Source organism: Gordonia sp. WA4-43, from assembly GCF_020520305.1.
GTDB classification, from domain to species: Bacteria; Actinomycetota; Actinomycetes; order Mycobacteriales; family Mycobacteriaceae; genus Gordonia; species Gordonia hongkongensis.
Window position 1 is genome coordinate 3,560,542 of sequence record NZ_CP084736.1, and the last position, 23,785, is coordinate 3,584,326.

Below are 23,785 nucleotides of genomic sequence, written 5' to 3' on the forward strand. Positions count from 1 at the left end.
GCACCAGTTCAGGTGCCCCGAGATCAGTAGTCTGGAAGCGATGTCTGAACTGAATACCGACGAGGCCCGCAGTATCGATTCCGCCGCGGCCGGCACCGACGGCGAGACCGCCGGTGACCTCACTGTCGACCAGCTTCGTGATTGGCTGCGCGAGTGGGTGTCACAGGCGACCGGGCTCCCCGTCGAGCAGATCGCCGTCGACCGTCCCATGGAGGAGCTCGGTCTCTCGTCTCGCGACGCCGTGGCGCTCGCCGCCGACGTCGAGGACAAGACCGGCGTGATCCTCACCGCGACGGTCGTCTACAACCATCCGACGATCGCCACGCTTGCGCAGCGCATCATCGAGGGCGATCCCGACGAGGGCGCCGACGGCGACGCGGACACCTTCTGGCGGCGCGAGCGCACCGCGGACGACGATATCGCGATCGTCGGGCTGTCGACCCGGTTCCCGAAGTCGGGCACGACGCCCGAGTCGACCTGGGACGCGCTGATCGCCGGCGTCGACGGTGTCTCGGACCTGCCCGCGGATCGGTGGTCGGAGTTCCGGTCCGATCCCCGGCTCGTCGAGATCCTCGACGCGGCCAACACCAAGGGCGGCTACCTCGACGACGTCCGCACCTTCGACGCCGACTTCTTCCAGATGAGCCCGCGCGAGGTCGAGATGGTCGACCCGCAGCAGCGTCTCGCGCTCGAGCTGACCTGGGAGGCACTCGAGCACGCGCACATCCCGCCGAGCGATCTCAAGGGCGCTCCGGTCGGTGTGTTCATCGGCTCCTCCACGAACGACTACCAGCTGCTGGCGACCCTCGGCCTGAGCGAGGGCGCCGAGGACACGGCCGCGTATGCGCTGACCGGCACCTCCACCGCGATCGTCGCGAACCGGGTGTCCTACTTCTACGACTTCCGCGGACCGTCGATCGCCCTCGACACCGCGTGCTCGTCGTCGCTGGTGGCCGTCCATCAGGCCGTACGCAGCCTGCGGACCGGCGAATCCGACCTCGCGCTGGCCGGCGGCGTCAACATGATCATCAACCCGGCGGCGACGCTCGGTTTCGACAAGATCGGCGCCCAGGCGGCGGACGGACACGTGAAGGCGTTCTCCGCCGACGCGGACGGATTCATCCGCGCCGAGGGCGGCGGATTGTTCGTCCTGAAGCGACTGTCCGACGCGCGTCGTGACGGCGATGACGTCCTCGCGGTCATCGCGGGCTCGGCGGTCAACAGCGACGGTCGCTCGAACGGCCTGCCGGCCCCGAACCCCGAGGCGCAGGTCGACGTCCTGCGGGACGCCTATGCCGACGCCGCGATCGATCCGCGCACCGTCGACTACGTGGAGGCCCACGGCACCGGGACCATCCTCGGCGATCCCATCGAGGCCGACGCCCTGGGCCGCGTGGTCGGTCGCGGACGCCTCCCCGGCTCGCCGATGCTGCTCGGGTCGGTCAAGACGAACTACGGCCACATGGAGTCGGCCGCGGGCGCGGGTGCGCTGGCCAAGGTCGTCCTCGCGATGCAGCACGGCACCATCCCGGCGTCGCTGAACTACAGCGGCCCCAACCCGTACATCCAGTTCGACGCCAACAATCTCAAGGTCATCCCGGAGGCCACCGAGTGGCCGCGCTATTCCGGTCATGCCGTCGCCGGTGTCTCCGGATTCGGTTTCGGCGGCACCAACGCGCACGTCGTCGTCCGCGAGGTGCGGCCCGAGGATCTCGCGCCGGAGTCCGCGCCCGCAGGCGATGCGGGCGCATCCGAGTTGCCGGCGTCGGCGTCGCTGCCGGGAGAGCCTGACCGTTCCCCGCTGGTTGAGCCTGTCGAAACCGATGATGAGTTCCTCACCGAGGCCGAGCGCGCCGTGCTCGCCGCGCAGGCGAAGAACATCGATCCGGTGATCGAGGAGACCGCGCCGGATCCGGCCGCCGGGTTCGCACCGTGCGCGGTCGAGGGTTCGGTTGTGCCGCTGGTCATCTCGGGCTTCCTGCCGTCGCGTCGGCGCAAGACCGCCGCGGACCTGCTCGAGTGGCTCGAGTCCGACGAGGGACGGTCGACGCCGCTCGCCGACATCGGCCGCGCGCTGGCACACCGCAATCACGGACGCTCGCGCGCCGTCGTCATGGCCCGTACGCGCGACGACGCGATCACCGGTGTCCGCGCGGTGGCCGAGGGCAAGAGCAATCCGCTTGTCTACTCGTCGGATTCGCCCGACGCCGCGTCCGCGGTCTGGCTGCTCTCCGGCTTCGGTTCGCAGCACCGCAAGATGGCCAAGCAGCTCTACACCGAGAACCCGATCTTCGCCAAGTACGTCGACCGGGTCGACGAGCTGGTGCAGAACGAGCTCGGGTACTCGATCGCGGAGATGTTCGTCGACGACGAGCAGACCTACGGCATCGAGCAGAGCCAGGTCGGCATCTACACGATCCAGGTCGCGCTCGCCGACACCCTGCGGCACCACGGCGCCGAACCCGGTGTGCTCGTGCCGCATTCGATGGGCGAGGCCTCGGCCGCGTACATCAGCGGCGGCCTCTCGCTCGAAGACGCGACCCGGGTGATCTGCCAGCGCTCGCGCCTGATGGGCGAAGGCGAGTCGATGCTCCAGGGCGACGACATCCGCCTGATGGCGCTCGTCGAGTACAGCGCCGAGGACATCACCGACGTCCTCACCGACTACCCCGACCTCGAGATCTGCGTCTACGCCGCTCCGACGCACACCGTCATCGGCGGACCGGAGTCGCAGGTCGACGCCATCGTCGAGCGTGCCGAGAAGGAGGGCAAGCTCGGACGCAAACTGGCGACCAAGGGTGCGAGTCACACCTCGCAGATGGACCCCCTGCTGGGTGAACTGGCCTACGAGCTCACCGGTATCACGCCGCTGCGGCCCACCACCGGGTTCTACAGCTCGGTCGACCGCGAGGTCTTCTACCGCGCCGGTCACGAACCCGTCCACACGATCGACTACTTCACCAAGGGCCTGCGCCACAGCGTGTGGTTCAGCCAGGCGATCGCGAAGTCGGTGGAGAACGGCCACCGCACCTTCCTGGAGCTTTCGCCGAACCCGGCCGTCCTGATCTCCGTTGCCGCGGTGACCTTCTCGGCTGGGCTGCACGACGCCGAGCTCATCGAGACGCTGCGGCGCAAGGAGGACGAGAGCTACGGACTCGTCAACGCGCTGATGAAGCTCTACGTGCACGGACATCCGGTCGACGTCGCGTCGCTGTTCGGTCGCGGTGGTCACGCGGCCATTCCGCGTACCCGCTTCGAGCGCAAGGAGTTCTGGCTCACCGCGAAGATCTCCTCGGGCGGCTCGGCCGGCACGGTCCCGGGATCGCACGTGGCACTGCCCGACGGCCGTCACGCCTGGGAGGTCAACGCGGCCGCGGTCACCGATCCGCGTGAACTGGTGCGTGCCGCGGCGGCCCAGGTCCTGGCGAATGCGGCTGTCGGGGCGTCGGTCGCGCACAGCGCCATCCCGGCATCGGGAACCCTCACGACGACGCTGAGCCCGCATCCCGGCGGTGCGGCGGTGACCGTGCACGCCAAGGCGGACAAGAACTTCCAGCTGCTGTTCGAGGCGGCGGTGACCGGCGACCTCGACGACACCGCAGGTGAGGTCACGGCCGCGCCGGCAGCTCCGGCACGGTCCGGTGCCGAGGTGTTCGCCGATGACACGGTGGTCGTCGAGGACGACGTAGTCGACGACATCGGCAACCGATGGAGTCCCGAATCCGGTGAGACGGTGGGTGATCGGCTCGCGATCATCGTCGGCGAGTCCATGGGCTACGACCCCGAGGACCTGCCGCGCGAGATCCCGCTGATCGAGCTCGGTCTCGACTCGCTGATGGCGGTGCGGATCAAGAACCGCGTCGAGTACGAGTTCGACATCCCGCAGCTGCAACTGCAGGCGATGCGCCAGGCGAACCTCGCCGACGTCGAGAAGTTCGTCGACTTCGCGGTGACGCATCGCGATCAGCTCGACGATCTCGCCCAGAATGCCGCCGGCGGTGGCGAACTCGACACCGCGGCGCTCAATGCCTACATCGACGAGCAGAACGCCGGCGGTGGTGAGTCGGCGGCCTCCGCACCGGCCGGTCAGTCCGACGAGCCCGGCGAGCAGTCGCCGGAGCCGAAGCGGCACATCGCCGAGGATCTGGCCGACGTCGAGCAGGCGGTCGCGAACTCGCCCGAACCAGAGGTGTCGTCACGCGAGGAGGCGGTCGAGGAGTCGGCCGCTCCCGCGGCAACCCCGAAGCCGGCCACCGACATCACCTCGCAGCGGGCCGTCGCCGAGGCGGCCGGCTCGGACGTGCCGCCGCGGGATGCCGCCGAGCGCTTGACCTTCGGCACGTACGCGGTGGTCACCAAGGCCTCGGCCGGCGGCATCTTCAACAAGCTGCCGGTGCTGTCGGAGGACGTGGCCCAGCAGCTCACCGATCGCCTCAACGAGCGCACCGGCGGGGATCTCGACGTCGAGGACATCCTCGACTCCGAGACGATCGAGGAGATGTCGAACTACGTGCGCGAGCATCTCGATGCCGGCGCGTCGACCGACGGGTTCCTGCGCTACCTGCGCCTCGTCCCGGACGGCAAGAAGGTCTATGACCCGTCCGCCGGCGATCCGACGCCGATCCTGCTGTTCCATCCCGCGGGCGGGAACACCTCCGCCTACGAGGCGCTGCTGAAGCGTCTGCCGGCGGACCGGCCCGTCATCGGCTTCGACCGTGGAGTCGAGGGATCGATCGAAGACCGTGTGCGCGAATACCTTCCGCGCCTGCGTGAGCTGCAGCCGAACGGCCCGTACGTGCTGGTCGGCTGGTCCTTCGGCGGTGCGCTCGCCTATGGCGTCGCGCAACTCCTGCGTGAGGCCGGGGAAGAAGTTGCCTTCGTGGGCCTCATCGACGTGGTGCGCCCTCGCGCGGACATGACCGAGACGCCGGACAGCAAGCGGGCGCGGCTCGAGCGCTGGAAGGAGTTCGCGATCCGCAACTACGACCTCGACCCCGATGTACCGATCCCGATGGATCGGCTCGTCGAGGCCGACGACGAGGGGCAGTTCGCGATCATCATGGAGATGATGTCGATGTCGGGTACCAAGATCCCCGGCGGCATCATCGAACACCAGCGGACCTCGTTCATCGAGAACCGCGTGCTGAGCAGCATCGCGCCGGAACCCTACGACGGCAAGGTCGTGCTGTACCGGGCCGACAAGATGCACGCCGGCGCCGTCGAACTCGAACCGCAGTGGGCCGAGATCGACGAGGACGGCCGCTGGGGTGAGGTCGTCGACGATCTGGAGATCATCCACGTCGGCGGTGACCACCTCTCGATCGTCGACGAGCCGTACATCGCCAAGATCGGTAACGACCTGGCCGCGCGGGTCGGACGGCTCGATGAGCAGTAGCGGCACGGCTGCTCATCGTCAATCAGTGGTCGCGTAGAAAGTGAGACACCGTGGCTGACACCACCGCAGGCAAGCTCGCCGACCTCCGTCAGAAGTTGGAGGCCGCTCGCGAGCCGGGAGGCGAGAAGGCGCTCGCGAAACGCGCGGCGAAGGGGATCTGTTCTCCGCGTGAGCGTCTGAGCATGCTCTTCGATCCCGGGACCTTCGTCGAGATCGGTGCGCTGGCGAAGATGCCGGGTGCGGCCGAGAGTGGTTACGGCGACGGCGTGGTCACCGGACACGGGCTGGTGCACGGGCGTCCGGTGGCGGCGTTCTCCCACGACCAGTCGGTCTTCGGCGGAACCGTCGGTGAGATGTTCGGCCGCAAGGTCGCCTCGCTGATGGAGTGGGCGGGCAAGATCGGCTGCCCGATGGTCGGTATCAACGACTCGGCCGGAGCGCGGATCCAGGACGCCGTCACCTCACTCGCGTGGTACGCCGAGATGGGTCGCCGCAACGATCTGCTCTCCGGTCTCGCGCCGCAGATCTCGGTGATCCTGGGCAAGTGCGCCGGCGGCGCGGTCTACACCCCCGCCAACACCGACATCCTGGTGGCCGTCGAGGACAAGTCGTACATGTTCGTGACCGGACCCGATGTGCTGAAACAGGTGAACGGCGAGGAGATCTCGGCCGAGGACCTCGGCAGCGCGCACAATCAGGCGCGGTGGGGCAACATCCATCACGTCGCCCCCGACGAGAAGTCCGCGTTCGACTGGGTCCGTGAGTACCTGCAGTACATGCCGTCGAGTGCCTACGAGCGGCCGCCCGTCGTCAACCCGGGTCTCGAGCCGGAGATCACCGAGTCCGACCTGTCGCTCAACGACTTCATGCCCGACAACGACAACGCCGGGTACGACATGCACGACATCATCATCAAGCTGTTCGACGACGGCGCCTTCCACGAGGTGGGAGAGTTGTTCGCGCCCAACATCATCACCGGGTACGCACGGGTCGACGGCCGGTCGGTGGGTGTGGTCGCCAATCAGCCGAGCGTGATGTCGGGTGTGCTCGACACCGACTCGTCGGAGAAGGCAACGCGTTTCGTGCGCATCTGCAACGCCTTCAGCATCCCGTTGGTGTTCCTGGTAGACACCCCGGGCATCCTCCCGGGTCTCGCGGAGGAGCAGAAGGGCACCATCCGCCGCTCCGGCCGCTTCCTGTACGCCTACGTCGAAGCCGATGTCCCCAAGGTGACCGTCGTGCTGCGCAAGGCTTACGGCGGCGCCTACGCGGTGATGGGCAGCAAGCACCTCGGTGCCGACGTCAACTTCGCCTGGCCGACAGCGAAGATCGCGGTGATGGGCGCCGAGTCGGCGGCCGCGGTGCTGACCCGACGTCAGACCGAAGGTCTCTCGGCCGCCGAGGCGGACAAGATCCGCCGCGAGTTCATCGACTTCTACAACACGATGATGGCCACTCCTTACCTCGCCGCCGAGCGTGGCTACGTCGACGCGGTCATCGAACCCGCCGAGACCCGGTTGCAGCTCCGGAAGGCGTTGGCGCAGTTGCGCGACAAGGAGGTCCTCAAGACCCCGCGCAAGCACTTCCTGATGCCGATCTAGCGGAGGACACCCCTCGCACCTGCCGGTCGCCCGCGAGCTCGCTCCTCAGTATGCGCGGCCTGGCGGCCGTCGTGGACAACGAAAGAACCACTGCTCCCTGAGGAGGCCGGAGCTTGCGGAGGCCGTCACGAAGGGTCCTGGTGACTCGGGTCGCGAAGACCCTTCGTGACGCGCCCTCCGCAAGCTCCGGGCGCTCCTCGGGGAGCAGAGGGCGTGGTAGTGCGCGGGTAGCAGGACTGCCTAGTTCTTCACCGCCCGCATCGGTCCCGGTGTCCAGAGTCCGTGGTGGGTGTCGGTGGTGATGGTCAACTCGGCGTCGGTCTGCGGGAGGATCGGGGTGAGGCTCTGGAGCATGCCCCAGTCCTTGGCCCAGTCGTTGCGCAGGTACGACGGGTACACGCGCGGCCGCAACTCGTTCTCGATGATGCCGAGCGGGCCGCCGGAGTCGCCGGCCATCCAGCGCTGCGAGTTGACCCGTTCGCCTTCGCGGTCCGGCGAGATCCGCCACTCCGGTGTCTCCAGGACCCCGTACTTCACCTGGGCGGGACGCTGGCACGGGAAGGCGAGACCGGCCTCCCAGTCGATGAGCACCGGATCCTCGCTGCCCACCAGCGAATTCAGCGTCACCATCGACGAGACGCGCGGCGGGGTGACGGCCAGCCACTGGTCGCGCAGCGTCGAGGGGTCCTCGGCGAGAACGCGGACCACCGTCGCGCCCGGGGGCGCCTGGTCCATCGGGAAGCGCAGGTTGCGCCACTCGGGGGCACCACCGATGTCGAGCGGCACCATCTGACCGGCCGGTGCCACCGTGCCGTCCGGCGCGACGCGGCCGAACTGCAGTCGCACTCGCTGTCCGGGCCGGGTGACGGCGAGGTCGTCGATGTACTCGACCTGCCCCGCCACCGACATCGTGACGAGCGGCTGCTCGCCGGAGGGGTTCTCCGGCAACTGATACCAGTCGGACGTGAGGCGTCCGGTGCCGCTGGGGGAGTTGTAGGTTCCGAGGACCGGGGTCTGGCTCGGTGACAGACCGAACGGCAGCTTCACGGTCGACCCGTTGACGCCGGCCTGGGCGGTCCGCCCACCGCTGGTGTCGCTGGAACCGGTCGTGGTGTCGGTCTCGGCGCTGGTTCCGTCCTCGGTCGGATCGGACTGGGTGCGGTCGACTTCCGCGGTCGAGGTGCCCGACGAGGACTCCTCGGCTTCCTCTTCGGTCTCCTCGGACAGGTCCGACGCCACTCCGTTGGGGTCGAACCCTTCCATCCCGGTTCCGGCCAGCGCGGCGCCCGGCGACGGGTTGTCCTGTCCCGCCACTCGCGCGGGTGACAGCAGTCCGGCGTTCGGATCGTCCTCCACCAGTACGGCGTCGGCGAGCGCGCACGGCTGTCCTTGCAGCGCGTTGACGTTCGAGCTCAGCCACGACCACGAATTGCGCTGCGTCCAGTCCGCTTTCGCGAATGACACCAGGGTGAACAGCAGCATGATGGTCGACACGACGATGATCGACGGGCTGCGGAGTCGGGCGAACACCGACCGCGAAGTACCGGTCCGGACGGCGTCGTCGACGTAGTCGTCGCGGAAGTGTTGCCACAGACCGAGGGCGGTCAGCGCCACCGCAACCGCGAGGATCCCGGTCCAGAGCGGAATGCCCCGGACGTCGGGAACCGCGTCTCGCCAGGGTATTCCGTAGCTGCCGACGTACCACCACTGGTTGCGTCCGGAGAATGCGAGCGCCAGGACATATGCGCAGGCGGCGGCGAACAGGGTCCGGTTGCGGCGACGACGCATGATCGTGCGATCAGCGCACGCGGTTGCCACCGCGGCGAGCGCGCCGCCGATCGCGGCGTACACGCCGAGCTGGTGGGTCCACTTGGTCGGCAGGAATGCCATCAGCACGGCCGAGCCGGCGACCATGGCGACCAGACGCCACGTGGGTGCGGTGGCGATGCCGGGCAGGCGGCGCCGATTGAGCAGCATGACCACGACCAGGACGAAGCAGGTGAACACGATGAGAATGCCGAAACGCCGGGCGATTCCGCCGTCGGCGGTGGGGTTCATCAGCATGTAGTAGCGCATCGGCTCTTCCCACCACTTGTTGGTGGGGCCGACCTGCCCGTTGACCGAGACCGCCTCCAGGATCGGTGCCAGCGGCTGGTCGGCGAAGATCTCGAACATCACCGCGAGCCCGGCGGCGAGGATCGGGAGGAGCAGCGGCCACAGACCGTCGCGCTTGCGGCGCACCGCGAGACGTTTGATCAGCGGCCGGATGCCGGCGATCAGGGCGATCGAGGCGATGACGCCGGTGGGATGGATGGTGAGGGTGAACGCCGCGGAGATGATGCCGATCGTCAGCGGGAAGAACCGGCCGGTGGCGATCGCGCGCTCGACGCACACCCAGGTGAAGATGGTGCCCAGCGCGATGAGCGGTTCGACGCGCAGTCCGTTGTTGTACGGCATCCACACCGCCAGGAAGACCAGGGCGGCAGCCCAGATCGCCGGCGTCGACTCGCGGACGGCCCGCCCTAGGCGGGGGATCGCCGCCCTGCTGATCAACCACCACGACGCCATCGCGAACATGAACGGCAGCAATCGCAACCACGGCGTCGCGGTGCTGATCTCCATCCACGCCGACAGGTAGTGGTAGTGCCAGCCGAACGGATCCTGCGGGACACCGAAGTAGCGGTAGTAGTTGTCGAGATAACCGGCCTCGCCGGCGATCCGGCCGACCGTCACCTGGTATCCGTCGTCGGCGGTGTTGCCGCCGACGAACAGCCAGATCAGCAGCACCAGGGTGACGACTCCGTCGACCGGGCGTACGCGCCACCAGCCCGCCGGGAAGATCTTGTGATGGCCGCGCGCGTCGCGGGCGTCGAGGACCGCCAGCGCGGCGAGGGAGAGGATCGTCGACGCGATGCCGAGGACCAGCAGCCAGAACTTGAGTGTCGTGGGCGTGGAGACGAACCGGGTGTCGATGGTCGACCGGAAGGAGAGTCCGTCGGTGCTGACGTCGGCCGGAAGGCTCGAGTACACACCGATGATCTGCGGCCGGGCGTTGGGATCCCGCAGATCGAAGGACCGGACGGCGCCGGTGTCATCGTCATTCGGCGCGCTCGCTCCGCTCCCGGCGCCGGCGGCGTTCTCCGGCAGGCCCTGGATCGACCCCCGCGTGCCCTCGGTGTCGGATTCGACGACGATCCGGCAGTCCGGCGCCGACTGTGCGGCCGCGCGAGGAGTGTTGAGCAGCACGACGTTTCGTTGCACGACCTGGAGCGAGTCGGCGGTGGCCCGGACGAAGAGGCCGACCTTGCCTGCCTCCGCGCCGCCTTCGGGCACCGTCGACAACAGCACTCCGCCGGACGAGGGCAAGGATGCGCCGAGTGCGCACGGAATCGTGACGTCCATGGAGACCGGGACGAACGACACGTTCGGTGCGGCGACGTTCGCCACCGAACCCTGTTGCGGCCAGGTCAGTTCGGCCTTGGTGTAGTCGACCGGCAGGAACGGGCTGAGCAGTGCGAGCAGGATGCCCACGATGCCCGCGGTCATCGCGACGATACGCGCGGTGCCGGCGTGGCGTTCGGCGAAGCCCGGGCGGCGGTCACTCACGAATGGCGCGGTGTCGGCGGGACTTCGGGAAGAAGTGTCGGTGTCTGCCACGTCTGCCTGGTTCTCTCCGGTGTGCCGCGTCGCCGGTTCGGCGTGCGAGTGGTCGGGCTCAGTCATCTTCGGGCACCACCCTGATCGGGCCGGGGCGCGACCATCCCCAGGTGGTCGACGTTCCCGTCTGCACCTCCGCGGGTCGCGCCTGCGGCACCAACGGGGTCAGGCGCTGCAGGTTGCCCCACTCGCGGTACCAGTCGTCGTCCAGGTAGGTGGCGAGAGTCGACGGCCGCGTGAGCGCCTCCACCGGCGCCAGCAGGCCGCCGTCCTCGGTGGCCATCCAGGTCTTGGACTGCGAGTTGGCGATCCACGACTCGGGCAGGATGCGCCACTGCGGGAGGTCGAAGACGCCGTGGTGGGCGGTCATCGGACGCTGGCACGGGAACACCGCGCCGGCGGCGAAGTCGATGAGCACGGGATCGGTGGAGCCGACGACGGTCTGCAGGGTCTGCAGCACCGGGGCTCGCGGCGGGGTGATCGCGAGCCACTGGTCCGGGTCGAGGTTGTTGTCCCGGGCGACGATTCGCATCACGGTCGCATCAGCGGGAACGCGGTCCATCGGGATGCGCAGGTTTCGCCACGGGCGGTTGGTCCGCTCGGGGTCGATCGGGATCGCGGGCGCGCCGACCTCCTCGAACTGTCCGTTGGCAGGAACATTCGGCCCGCTCGCTTCGCTCCCGGCGCCGGCTTCGGACTCCCTACCGAACTGGACCTCCAACGCCTGCCCGAAGTTCGGGACGCCGTCCCGGTCGAGCGTGAAGACCGCGCCGGCGGCGGTGATGACGATCAGCGGTGAGGAGTCGCGGGCGGGCAGGCGATACCAACCGGTGGTCAGAGTGGCCTGGCCGCTGTTGGTCTCGTGGCTGCCCAGCACGGGTGTGGTCGCCGGATCGAGGCCGAACGGCAGTGCCGCGGTGCTGCCGTTGACGCCGCGAGGCCCGACGCCGCCGGTGGTTCCCGGGTTGCTGCCGTAGACGATGAATGTCTTCGACAGGTCCGCGGAGGTGTTCATCGCGCCGGGTTTCTGGGCGCCGGCCTGCGGTGTGAGGTCCGGCTTCACCCCGTCGGGACGGAATCCCTCGGATTGCCCCTGCAGCGTCGACGACGCCGTGCCGCCGTCCGCGGGTGCCAGCATGCCCCGGTTCGGGTCGGGCTCGACGAGCACGGAATCGGCCATCGCGCAGGTGTTTCCGCGCGCGGAGTCGAGATTGGCGGACAGCATCGTGAAGGTGTCCGCGCGGCTGGTCGCGGCCTTCGCGAACACCGCGAGTTCACTGACGACGATGAGGACGGCGATCACCGCGATCGGTGCGGACGCGACCCCGATGCGCCAGCCGGCGGACGCGGCACCGCGGTCATGGGCGAGGCCGGTCTCGTCGACGAAGTCCATCCGGAGGTGTTGCCAGATGGCGAACAGCAATGCCACCACCGCGAGCGCGAGGAGCACGGTCGACACCTGGATCCCGGCGACGACAGGTGCCTTGTCGAACCAGGCGATGCCGAAGTTGTAGGGCCACGGCCAGGCGTTCTTGCCCGCCGCTGCGGCCGCGCACGCCACCAGCAGCCCGGCGACCAGGATCGACAGATTGCGGAGCGTGCGGCGTGCCGCCTGCCCGATCGCCACGCAGGCGACGGCGGCCAGCGCCGCGCCGAGGCCGGCGAAGATGCCGAACTGGATGGTCCACTTCGTCGGCGTGAACGACAGGAACAGGATCGTCAGCAGGGAGGCGCCCAGTGCCCGCCACACCGCACCCGGATCGAGGCCGTCGATCCGCTTGCGGCGCAACATGATCGCCAGGACGACGAACATGGACACGGCGAACAGGAGCACCGGGATGCGGCGGGCCAGGGCGCCGTCGGTGGTGTTCACCGCGAGGAAGTAGTAGCGCAGGAGTTCCTGATACCACGCCAGCGTCGGACCGACCGCGTAACGGATCCGCAGGGCCTCGAAGACGGTCGCCAGGGTCTGGTCGCGGAAGACGATGATGATGACCAGGGCCACACCCGCGAGAAGCGGGGCGAGCAGCGGCAGGAGTCCGTCTTCGGCGCGGCGTCGGACCAGGATGCGGAGCATGGGCCGGGCGCTCGCGATGAGCAGGGCGAGCGCGACGAGACCATGCGGGGCCAGGGCGAGCGTCAGCGCCGCGGTGAATGCGGCGATGACGGCCGGCAGCATTCGTCGCGTCGAGACCGTGACCTCCACCGCCCACCAGGTCGCCAGGGTGCCGAGGACGATGATTCCCTCGCTGCGCAGCCCCGAACACATCGGGAGCCAGAACGCGAGGAAGACCGCCGCGCCGGTGAGCATCGCCCACTGCGACCGCCGCACGGCGCCGCCCAGGCGGGGCAGGAGAACTCGGCTGAGGATGAACCAGGCGGCCAGGCCCGCGAAAAGCGACGGGAGCCGCATCCACAGGCCGGTCGTCGAGATGGTCGACCAGTACGCCAGGAAGTTGTAGTACCAGTCGAACGGTGCCTCGGGGATGCCGTAGAAGCGGTAGTAGTTCGCGAGATATCCGGCGTCGGCGGCGTTGCGCCCCATGTTGAGGATGTAACCGTCGTCGGGTGACCCCGCCCCGAGGAAGTGCCAGACCACCAGCGTCACCGTCACGCCGATGTCGGTGGGGCCGGGCCGCAGGACCCGGCGCCACCGGAGGCGCCGGCCGACTCGTCGGTGATAGCCGTGGATGCGGTCGAGGCGTCCGACGGCCACGAGCGCGACGAGCGCGGCTGCGACACCGACCACCATCACCACCCACTTGAGGATCGACGGCGACGAGTCGAAGCGATCGTCGATCTCGAGGCGGACGTCGACACCCGGGGCGGCCCGGAGCTGTTCGGGCGTGAGGTCGGTGAAGATGCCGGCTATCTGCGGGTTCGACGCCGGTTCGGCGAGGCCGATGGCGCCGCCGCCCGCGATCGCCGGTCCCGGGGGCAGACCGACGAACTGCGCGCCGGTCGTCGTGGCGTCGGAGAAGATGCGGAGTTCGGTACAACCGGCCAGCGCGTCCCTCGGCACCGAGGCGAGCGTCTTGTTGCGGTTGGTGACGGATACGCCGTTCGCGTCGGCGACGACGAACAGCCCGTTGTCCCGCGCTTTCACCGCGGCCGCGGGCATCGTCGACAGCACGACGGTCGACGTGTCGGCAGGGGTCGTCGACAGCACGCGACACGGGATCGAGATGTCGACGTTCCGTGCGGTCTGCGCCACCAGTGGGGCCGTGACCGATGCCGAAGTGCCGGTCTGCTGCGGCCACGTGATCGACGCCGTCGAGGTGCTGACGGGCAGGAACGGGGTCAGGACGCCGGCGACGACGGCGATGAGCCCGGCGACCGCGGCGACGAGCGCGACGGTGCGGGACTGTGGTGCGCCGGACGCACGCTGGGCAGCAGCTCCAACGGTGGTGTCGGCGTTGCCAGCGGACACTTCAGGCGACTTCGGCACAGGCGCATCGTAGTCAGCCATGCTGTGACAAACCCAAATCCCCTGACCGGATAGCTCGACGTGGCCTGGGTGGCTTCGACACGGCTCCTCGCTGCGCTCGTCACCTGCTCAACCAGCGGGAGAGGCGAGACCGCCGGAGTCCCGCCCGCTGGCCGAGCAGCCTCGTCCGAGCGCGGCGAGGCCGCCGGATTCCCGCCCGCTGGCCGAGCAGCGTCGTCCGAGCTCAGCGAGGCCGCCAGCTCCCCGCCCGCTGGCCGAGCAGCGTCGTCCGAGCGCAGCGAGGCCGCCGGCTCCCCGCCCGCTGGCCGAGCAGCGTCGTCCGAGCGCAGCGAGGCCGCCGCGTCCGTCGAGGTCACTTCCCGCGCGCGACTCGGATCAGGAGAACCTCATGAGGATCGAGTGCACGGCCTGGGTGACGGTCATGCGGTCGTAGGTCTGCACGAACTCGAAGGTGCGCTCGAGATCGGGACCGGCGTCGTGCTGGTCGCGCGCCGAGAGCAGCGCCGCGAAATGTGGCCCGAGGACGGCGACATTCCACTCGTTGATCAGGTCGTCCTCCGCGTCGAGCGGCGCGCGGTGGACGTTCCCGTCCCGGATGTCGGGCAACCCGACACCGTAGACCCCGGCCAGGCCGGTCTTCTCCGACATCTCCCGCCACCGCTTGGCGGTTCGCGAGGTGAAGTGTTCGGCGAACTGGAAGGTGCCCAGCACGATCGCGGCGCCGCCGATCGCCGCCTGCTCCTCGAGTGCCTTGCTCATCTCGATGAGCAGGCGTTTGTTGCCCATACGCGGCGGGATCGAGGTCGACGCGATGCGGTACGGCGTCGACTTGTCCGGGCCGGGAGTGGTCCACACCGGCATCTCGGGCAGCGGCACGACGGTCCGGGTGGCGAGGACGGACGGGTCGGTCACGGCGGGGTACAGGTCGCCGATACCGAAGGCGGCGCCCATCGTCTGGGCAGTGATCCGGGTGGCCTCGTCGTCGACGCCCTCGGCGATGACGACGGCATGGCTGCGTTCGGTGTGCGCGGCCAGCGCGTGGGCGAGGTGCGCGGCGTCGGAGCTGGTCCGCGACGTGAGCAGTTCGGCACCGGTGACGATGATGTCGGGCTCGACGAGGGAGAGCAGCGTGGCCGCGTGCTCGCTGCGGACGAGCCCGTCGACGCAGATGATCTTGCCGGCCGCCCGGGCGCGGGCGACGCGGGCGAGTGTCCGCTGCGGGCTGCGTTCGACGGCGTCGGGGAGGATGACCATGACGTGGCGTTCGAGGCGTCGCGCCGTCTCGTCGTCGAGGTTGTCGATCAGGTCGAGATCGAGGGAGACCAGCAGCGGCAGGATCTTGGCCAGCGACTGCGCACGTTGGGACGCGGCCATCTTGCGCTTCCGCTCGTCGAGTACAGGGTGTTCTTCGACGAGACGGGCGGCGCGTTTGAGGGCGGCGGCGGTGGCGAGCCGGGTGCCGGCCGGCCCCCTGAGCTGCAGTTCGACGGCGGCGAGAGCGCCATCGGACAGCCGGCAGACCGGCGCGAACTGCATGTGGAGCTCCAGATCATCGAACAGGGTGAATGATCGCGTTTCGGACACACGTGCCTCCCCGTCAGAGCGGAAAAGCGCCCCGATCGATCTGGTGGACGCGGATTGCTTCACATCCTGTTCGCGGCATTAGCCTGTGGTCAGCGTAACAAACCACGAACCGTGAACATGGTCGAGAAGCCCTTGGTCCCTGAGGTCCCAAGCGGCGCAAGGTATTCGGCTGTGAATCCGGGTGCGGGTGTCAGTGCCTGTTCGTAGTTGGTGGGTACAGAGAGGTGTTACCGCGGCCGCGACCAACGGGGCGGAAGGTCGCGACCGCGGCTCCGGGGCGGGTCCAGGGGTGTGGTGACCCGCTACTCGGTCTGTTGCGCCAGGTCAGCGGGCTGCGTCGGCCGCTGCCTTTTCGCCGCTGGCGCCGGCGTGGGTGAGCTCACCGGTGTAGCTCTCGAGGTGTGCGCGGACGAACCACTGGAATTTCTCCAGTTCGGCGGTCTGTCCGATGAGGATGTCCTCGGTGATCGGATCGATGTCGCCGATCTTCTTGATGCCGTCGCGGTGCGAGGTGATGAACCCGTCATAGACCAGGTCGAGCGCGCCGAGGTGGGCCTGCGCGGTGTCGCGTCCGATGGAGTAGTCGTTCCACGAGCGGTCGTTCTCGATCGCCTTGGCGGTGCCCTTCGGCGACGCTCCGAGCGTGGCGATGCGTTCGGCGATGGTGTCCGCGTAGCCGCGGACGAGCTCGACCTGCGGGTCGATCATCTCGTGCACGCCGATGAAGTTCGCGCCGACGACGTTCCAATGGATGTGCTTGAGGGTGAGGTGCAGGTCGTTCAGCGCGCTGAGACGCTCCTGCAGGATGCCCACGACCTCGTTGGCGGCTTCGTTGCTGAGTCCAGGTGCGGTGAATGAAGGCATGACTCGAAGCTAGGCCGGTATCGGCGGCGTGACGAGGACTGCCGGCCATGAGTGACGGAACCGAGACAGCACATCACAGTGAGATAACGAAGGCCTCGAGCGTGTTTGCCGCACCGACCGTGGGGAAACGGGAAATCCCAGGTCGGCGCGGTGACAGACACCAGGTCAATACCCGCTGGAGCGCATCGGCGCGGGGTCGTACAATCCTGAACGGCGAGCCGTCCCGAGGTCCAGTTCCGCAGCCGGCGCCGGGATGATCTCGGTGAACTTCTGCAGCCCGCCCCAGTCGCGTCCCCAGTTGTTCCGGAGGTACGTCGGCAACAGGGTCGGTCGTAGCATCGCCTCGGTGATGCCGAGCGGACCGCCCGCGGTGCCCGACATCCAGGTCTGGCTGTTCTTCCGGGTGGCCTCGGCGTCGGGCATGATCCGCCATTGCGGTACCTCGAGGACGCCGTTGCGCACCTTCATCGGCTGCTGACACGGGAAGACCATGCCGGGCAGCCAGTCGATGAAGACCGGGTCGGTCTGGCCAACGACGTCGTTGAGGGTGGCCAGGGTGCTGACCCGCGGTGGCGTCACCGCGACCCATTCCGACGGTGCGGCCGCGGTGTCGGCGACCTCGACCCGGACGACATCGGCCCGGGGCGGTGCGTCGGCGAGCGGGAACCGCAGGTTGCGCCAGGTGGGGGTCTCCCCGATGTCGATCGGGAACATCCGGCCCAGCGCGCTCACCCGCCCGTCGGCCTCCACGCGGCCGAACTGCATCGTGACCTTCTGGCCGGCGTGCACGACCCCGATGCCGTCGACCGCCTCGACCGATCCGGCGACCGCCATCGTCAGCAGCGGGGTGTCGTCGGAACGTTCGGGCAGCTGGTACCAGTCCGAGGTCAGCGAGCCGGTACCCGACGGCGAGCCATAGCTGCCCAGGACGGGGGTCTCGGCGGGGTTCAGGCCGAACGGCAGACGCACTGTCGACCCGTTGACGCCTCGTGCGCCCTGGCCGCCTTCGGTGCCGCCCTGCGCGGACGAGCTGTCGCCGGATTCGTCTGAGCCGGCGCCGGTCTGGGCGCTGTTCTGCGCGCCGGAGGTGGTCGACGACTCGGTGTCCTCGGTGGCGTCGACGGACAGGCGATCGGGTACGCCGTTCGGGGAGAAGCCCGTCGTGTCCGGTCCGGCCAGCGCCGCGGCGATGCCGGGGGCGGGCCGACCGTCGACCGCCGCGGGCTGCAGCAGTCCGGCGGTCGGATCGGCTTCGACGAGGACGTCGTTGGCCAGCCCGCACGAGTTCCCGGTGAGAGCGCGTGCGTTGGACTTCATCCACGACCACGAATCACGTTGCTCGTAGGCGCCTTTCGCGAACGAAGCGACCATGAACAGCACCATCAGCCCGGAGATGACCGGCAGCGGCGAGAACTTGAGCTTCGAATACCACTTGTCGGCCCCGCGCGTACGGGTCTGTTCGTCGACGAAGTCGTCGCGGAAGTGGAACCACAGGCCGGCAAGTGCGGTGGCGACCGCGGCGGCGAGGATGAACCATGCGATGTTGATGCCGCCCACCGTCGGTGGGCGATCCCACCACGGGACGCCGTAGCTGCCGACGAACCACCAGCCGTTGGTGCCGGCGAAGGAGATCCCCGTGATCGCGAGCACCGCGGCGGCGAAGAAGCTGCGATTGCGTCGCGACCGCAGCACGGCCGGCGCCATCATGGCGCCCGCCGCGGCGGCGAGGCCCGCGGCGATGCCCGCGTACACACCGAAGTGGTGGGTCCACTTGGTCGGCGTGAAGGCGATGAAGAACATCGTGCCGAGGGTGACGGCGACCAGTCGCCAGATCGGTGCGCGCGCAATGCCGTTGGGATGCTCCCGCCGAAGTAGGCGGAGCAACACGACGAACAGGCACAGGATCATCGCCAGCACGCCGAAGCGTCGTGCGAGCGTGCCGTCGGCGGTCGGCAGGATCAGGTAGTAGTACCGGATCGGTTCCTGCCACCACTCCAGCGTCGGGCCGACGTCGGAGGCGACCTTGTTACCCGCGATGAGCGGCGCGAGCGGCTGATCGGCGAAGATCTGGAACAGTACCGCGGTGCCGGCCGCCAGGATGGGCGCGAGCATCGGCAGCAGGCCGTCCCGGGACCGGCGCGACACCAGGGTCTTCACGATCGGTCGGATCCCGGCGAGCAGTGCGGCGACCGCCATCAGACCGCCGGGCGCGAGCGCGAGGGTGAAGGCGGCGGTGACCACCGCGACGGCGTAGGGGAGCAGTCGGCGAGTGGCGATCGCGCGTTCCACGCAGCACCAGGTGAGCAGAGCGCCGACGGCCTCGGCCGGTTCCGGACGCAGACCGTTGTTGAACGGCAACCAGATCGCGAGGAAGACGAACGCGGCCGACCACACCGCCGGCGTGCTGTGCCGCACCGCGCGGCCCAGGCGCGGGATGACCTCTCGGCTGATGAGCCACCAGCCCAGCAACCCGAGGAGGAAGGCCGGTAGTCGCATGAACGGTGCCGCGACGCTCACGTCCGTCATGGCCGAGATGACCTGGAAGTGCCAGCCGAACGGGTCCTGCGGCACACCGAAGTAGCGGAAGTAGTTGTCGGCGTACCCGGCGTCTCCGGTGATCCGGCCGACGATGAAGTTGTAGCCGTCGTCGGAGGTGTTGGCGCCCGCGAACCACCAGAAGGCGAGAATCGCGAACACCGCGACATCGGGCGGCCGGATCGTGAACCAGCCCGACGGCAGGAAACGCTTGTGGCTGCGGCCGTCCCGGCGGTCCAGGATGCCGAGCGCGATCAGCGAGACGATCGTCATGAGGATGCCGAGCACGATCGCGGTGAGCTTCAGCAGGGTCGGGGTGCTGACGTAGCGGGTGTCGATGGTGGCGCGCAGCGACAACCCGTCACGAGAGACATCGGCGGGCAGATCGCTGTAGACGCCGACGATCTGGGGACGCATCTCGTGGTCGGCCAGCGCGAAGCCGTGCGCGGCGCCGGAGTCCGCGGCCGGTTCGGGCAGGCCCTCGAATCGTCCGCTCACCCCCTCGCCGTCGGCCCGGAAGACGATGCGACAGTTCGGATTCGATTGCGCAGCCGCTCGATCGGTGTTCAGCAGGGCGACGTTGCGGTCGGTGAGGGTCAGAGCGTCGGACGTCGCCCGGACGAAGAGCCCGCGGGCCCCGGCGTCCTGGCCGCCTTCGGGGATCGTCGACAGCAGTACTCCGCCCTGGCCGGGCAGGCGGGTGGCGAGTGAACACGGAACCGACGTCTCCATGTCGATCGGCACGAAGGAGACCAGCGGGGCGGCGACATCGGAGACGTCGCCGCCCTGCGGCCACTGCAGTTCGGCGGTCGACTGGTTCACCGGCAACAGCGGGGAGAGGATCGCCAGCAGGAATCCGAGCAGACCGGTGACGGTCGCGACGATCTTCGGGTTGACCGTGGTCGCCAGACGGGACGTACGAGGCGTACGGGACTCACTCATCGGATTGGGGCTCCACCCTGATCGAGCCGGCTCGTGACCAGCCCCATTGCGTCGTCTGTGCCGTGTCGATCCGCGCGTCCGGTGCGTCGGACACGAGCGGGGTCAGCTTCTCCAGTGCGCCCCAGTCGCGCACCCAGTCGTCCTGCAGGTACGTCGAGACCGCCGACGCGGACGTGGTGGCCTCCGAGATCCCCAGCAACCCGCCGTCCACGCCGGCCTGCCACGTCTTGGACTGGGAGTTCGTCAGCGGATAGTCACCCAGGATGCGCCACTGCGGGACCTGGGCGACGCCGTGGGACACACCCATCGGCCGCTGGCACGGGAAGTGCGACGCCACCCCGAAGTCGATGAGGGTGGGTACCGTCGAGCCGACGACTGCCTGCAGCGTCTGCAACCGCGGTGCGCGCGGCGGGGTGATCCCGATGAACTGCTTCTCGCCGAGGTTGTTGTCCTGCAGCGACAACCGCATCACGGTCGCGCGCGGCGGGGCGGCCGACATCGGTACGCGCATGTTGCGCCAGGGCATGTTCAGGATCACGGGACCGGGGTCGATGGGCAGGATGTCCGGGCCGACCTGTTCGAAGTTCCCGTCCGCACCCGGGCGGCCGAACTGCACCACCATCTTCTGCCCGAAGTTGCGTACGCCGAAGGTGTCGATGGTCGAGACGGCGCCCGCGGTGCTGAACACCAGCAGCTGCGACGCGGCACGGTCGGCGGGCAGGTCGTACCAGCCGGTCGTGAGCCGGGCCTCGCCCGGATACCCGTAGCTGCCCAGGACCGGCGTGGTGGCGGGGTCGAGCCCGTACGGCAACTTGGCGGTGGAACCGTTCACGGTTTCCGGTCCGCGCCCGCCGGTGGTCCCGGCGCCCAGCCCGCCGGTGATCGCGAACGGGCGGGCCATACTCGCCGACACGTTCATCTGTCCGGGGCGCTGGCTACCCGGCTCGGGCTGGAGGTCGTCGGGAATCCCGTTCGGGGAGAACCCGACCGGGTTCTCACCGCGCAGTGCCTGCGTCGTGGTGGCGCCGTCGGCCGGGATCAGCATGCCGGCGTTGGGGTCGAGTTCGACGAGGACATCGTCGGCGAGGCCACAGCTGTTGCCGCGCAGCGCGTTCAGGTTCTCGGCGAGTGCGGTCGACGCCGGGTACCGGGTCACCGCGGCTTTGGCGAACAGCAGCAACTCCACGATCACCAGCAGACCGGCGATCACCGCCAGTGGTGAGGAGGCGAGAAAGAGTCGTCGGCGATCGGCTCGGGTCTCGCCGGGCCCGGTGTCGGCATGTGCGAGACCGCGATTGGTCACGTAGTCCAGCCGCAGGTGTTGCCAGACCGCGACCGCGGCCGCGAGCACGGCGAGGATGAGGAACAGCGTCGACGCCTGGTAGCCGGCGATGACGGGGGCGCGGTCGAACCAGGAGATGCCGTATTCGTAGAGGAACGGCCACGAGTTGTATCCGGCCATCGCGGCGGCCATCGCGAACAACAGTCCGGAGACGAAGACCGTCAGGTTTCGCGCCGAACGGGCCGCCGACTGGGCCACGGCGACGGTGGCCGCCGCCGCGATCGCCGCCGCCAGCCCGGCGAGCACGCCGAACTGGATGGTCCACTTGGTCGGCGTGAACGCGAACAGGAGGAGGGTGACCCCGACGGCGCCGATGAGACGCCACACGGGTCCCGGGTCGACTCCGCGAATCCTCGTGCGCCGCAACATGACCGCGACCGTGACGAACAGGCCGGCGAGTAGCAGGAGCAGCGGTACGCGACGGGTGAGGGCGCCGTCGTCGGTCACGACCGAGATGAAGTAGTACCGCAGGAACTCCTGGTGCCAGGAGATGACCGGCCCGACCGAGTAGCGCAGCTTGATCGCTTCGAGGACGGTGGCCAGGGTCTGATCGCGGAACACCACGATCAGGACCAGCATGCCTGCGGCCGCGATCGGCGCGAGGAGGGCGAGCGTTGCCGCCCAACGGGATCCGTCCATCCGGTTCCGTCGGTCGATGAGGATGTGCAGCAGTGAGCGGGCCGCCACCAGCAGGATGGCCACGCCGACGACGCCGTGCGGGGCGAGCGCCAGGGTGAAGCCCGCGACGAGGGCGGCCAGTGCCGCGGGCAGGAGCCGCCGGGTCGCGATGGCGTATTCCGCTGCCCACCAGGTCAGCAGCGAACCGAGGACGATGATCCCCTCGCTGCGCAAGCCGCTGCAGAACGGCAACCAGAACGCGGTGAACGTCAGGGCGCCCGCCCAGATGGCCGACGAACTGCGCCGTACCGCGGGGCCGAGGCGTGGCAGCAGCACCCGGCTCAGGACGAACCACGACACGAGTCCGGCGACGAGTTGCGGGATGTGCATCCACAGCACCGACGGCGAGACCGACGACCACGCCGCAAGGAAGCTGTAGTACCAGTCGAACGGTGCTTCGGGGATGCCGTAGAAGCGGTAGTAGTTGGCGAGGTAGCCGAAACCGTCGGCGGTACGGCCCATGTTGAGGATGTAACCGTCGTCGGGCGAACCGGCCCCGAGGACGCTCCAAATCAGCAGGATCGCGGTGACGACCAGGTCGCTGGCCCGGGCTTTCAGTAAATGCCACCACGAGCGGGTGCGCGCGCCGATCCGCCGGTGGTACCCGCCGATGCGGTCGAGCAGCCCGAGCGCGACGACGGCGACGAGTACCGACAGCGTGGCGAGCACCATCACGATGATCTTGAGGATCGACGGGGACGACTCGTACCGGTTGTCGATGGCCACCTGCACGCGCAGGCCGTTACCAGCGGCGTCGCGTGCCTGTTCCGGGCTGAGGTTGCTGAAGATGCCGTCGACCTGCGGGCGGCGGTCCGGCGGCAGGGTCGTCGACTCGCCGAGCCCGACGAACTGCGCACCCGGGCCGGTGGGGGCGGAGAAGATGCGCAGTTCCGAGCATCGGCTCAGGTCGGCGCGGGAGGCGGTCGCGGCGAGACTGTTCCGGAAGGTCACGGTGATCGCGGCGTCGGTGGCGGTGACCCACAGCGACGACGACTTCGAGCGTGGTGCATTGGTCGGCATCGTGGCGAGGACCACGCCGTCCGGTGCCGACGCCAGCGTCGCGCACGGAATGCGGGCGTCGAGGGTCTGCGGGGTCTGCGCGATGAGCGGCGCCATCACCGACGACGTGTCGGCGTTCAGATCCTGCCCGGCCGGCCACTCGAAACCGGCATCGACGGCCTTGACCGGCAGCAGCGGGGTGAGGGCACACAGCACGATGCCGGCGATCCCCGCCACGATCGCGATCCACCGGGCGGTGCCCGCGGAGATCCTGGTCCCTTGCCCCGACGATGCCGGCCCCGACGAGGACGGTTCGGCGGAATCCTCAGGCGAGGTCGGGGCTGTCACAGGCACGGTGCCTCATCGTAAGCGACGTCCCCCGGGGTACCTAGGGCCCACCCCGCGGCTCTAAAGGTTGAGGTGCGTGAGCGCCGGTACCCCTGCTCCCTGATCCGAAAGAACGACACAACCATTGCGTCGAGAGCTGAGGAGCGGCCGGAGCTTGCGGAGGGCGCGGCCAACCACTGCTCCCTGAGGAGCGGCCGGAGCTTGCGGAGGGCGCGTCACGAAGGGTCCCACACCGCAAAGACCGCACAGTTCTTGCCCGCAGGCGGAGACTACCAGCAACCACCGACAATCCAAGGTGGCAACTCCGCGCAGCAAAGATTCTGTTGGACAACGTATTTCGAGCTGCCGTTTACCCTTCTTTCGTGTACAGTCGAACGTACATTCGCAGCAAC

8 protein-coding genes are annotated in these 23,785 nt (G+C 68.9%); 2 read left to right on the forward strand and 6 right to left on the reverse strand.

The window, feature by feature from the left end:
* Window positions 1–40: 40 nt before the first annotated feature.
* Window positions 41–5,395 (forward strand): polyketide synthase Pks13, encoded by a 5,355-nt coding sequence (gene pks13 / locus LEL84_RS15895; RefSeq protein ID WP_226512107.1) that lies wholly within the window; start codon window positions 41–43, stop codon window positions 5,393–5,395.
* Window positions 5,396–5,445: 50 nt separating this feature from the next.
* Complete coding sequence (locus LEL84_RS15900) at window positions 5,446–6,996, forward strand: acyl-CoA carboxylase subunit beta (RefSeq protein ID WP_058250940.1); 1,551 nt, start codon at window positions 5,446–5,448, stop codon at window positions 6,994–6,996.
* A gap of 240 nt (window positions 6,997–7,236) precedes the next feature.
* Here LEL84_RS15900 and LEL84_RS15905 read toward each other — a convergent pair whose 3' ends face one another.
* The 6 genes from LEL84_RS15905 to LEL84_RS15930 form a co-directional block, all read right to left on the reverse strand.
* Complete coding sequence (locus LEL84_RS15905) at window positions 7,237–10,719, reverse strand: arabinosyltransferase domain-containing protein (RefSeq protein ID WP_226512108.1); 3,483 nt, start codon at window positions 10,717–10,719, stop codon at window positions 7,237–7,239.
* Window positions 10,712–14,122, reverse strand: coding sequence for an arabinosyltransferase domain-containing protein (locus LEL84_RS15910; protein WP_226512109.1), 3,411 nt, complete (start codon window positions 14,120–14,122; stop codon window positions 10,712–10,714). The genes LEL84_RS15905 and LEL84_RS15910 overlap by 8 nt, the downstream gene beginning before the upstream one ends.
* A gap of 354 nt (window positions 14,123–14,476) precedes the next feature.
* Window positions 14,477–15,685 carry a DICT sensory domain-containing protein gene (locus LEL84_RS15915; RefSeq protein ID WP_065631246.1) on the reverse strand — a complete coding sequence of 403 codons (1,209 nt, stop codon included), beginning with the start codon at window positions 15,683–15,685 and terminating at the stop codon, window positions 14,477–14,479.
* 324 nt (window positions 15,686–16,009) lie between these two features.
* Entirely contained in the window at window positions 16,010–16,549 is a 540-nt protein-coding gene (locus LEL84_RS15920) for a Dps family protein (RefSeq protein ID WP_058250943.1), read from the reverse strand.
* A 165-nt stretch (window positions 16,550–16,714) separates the two neighbouring features.
* Window positions 16,715–20,026, reverse strand: coding sequence for an arabinosyltransferase domain-containing protein (locus LEL84_RS15925; protein ID WP_226512110.1), 3,312 nt, complete (start codon window positions 20,024–20,026; stop codon window positions 16,715–16,717).
* Entirely contained in the window at window positions 20,019–23,399 is a 3,381-nt protein-coding gene (locus tag LEL84_RS15930; protein ID WP_226512111.1) for an arabinosyltransferase domain-containing protein, read from the reverse strand. The genes LEL84_RS15925 and LEL84_RS15930 overlap by 8 nt, the downstream gene beginning before the upstream one ends.
* Between the last annotated feature and the right edge of the window lie 386 nt (window positions 23,400–23,785).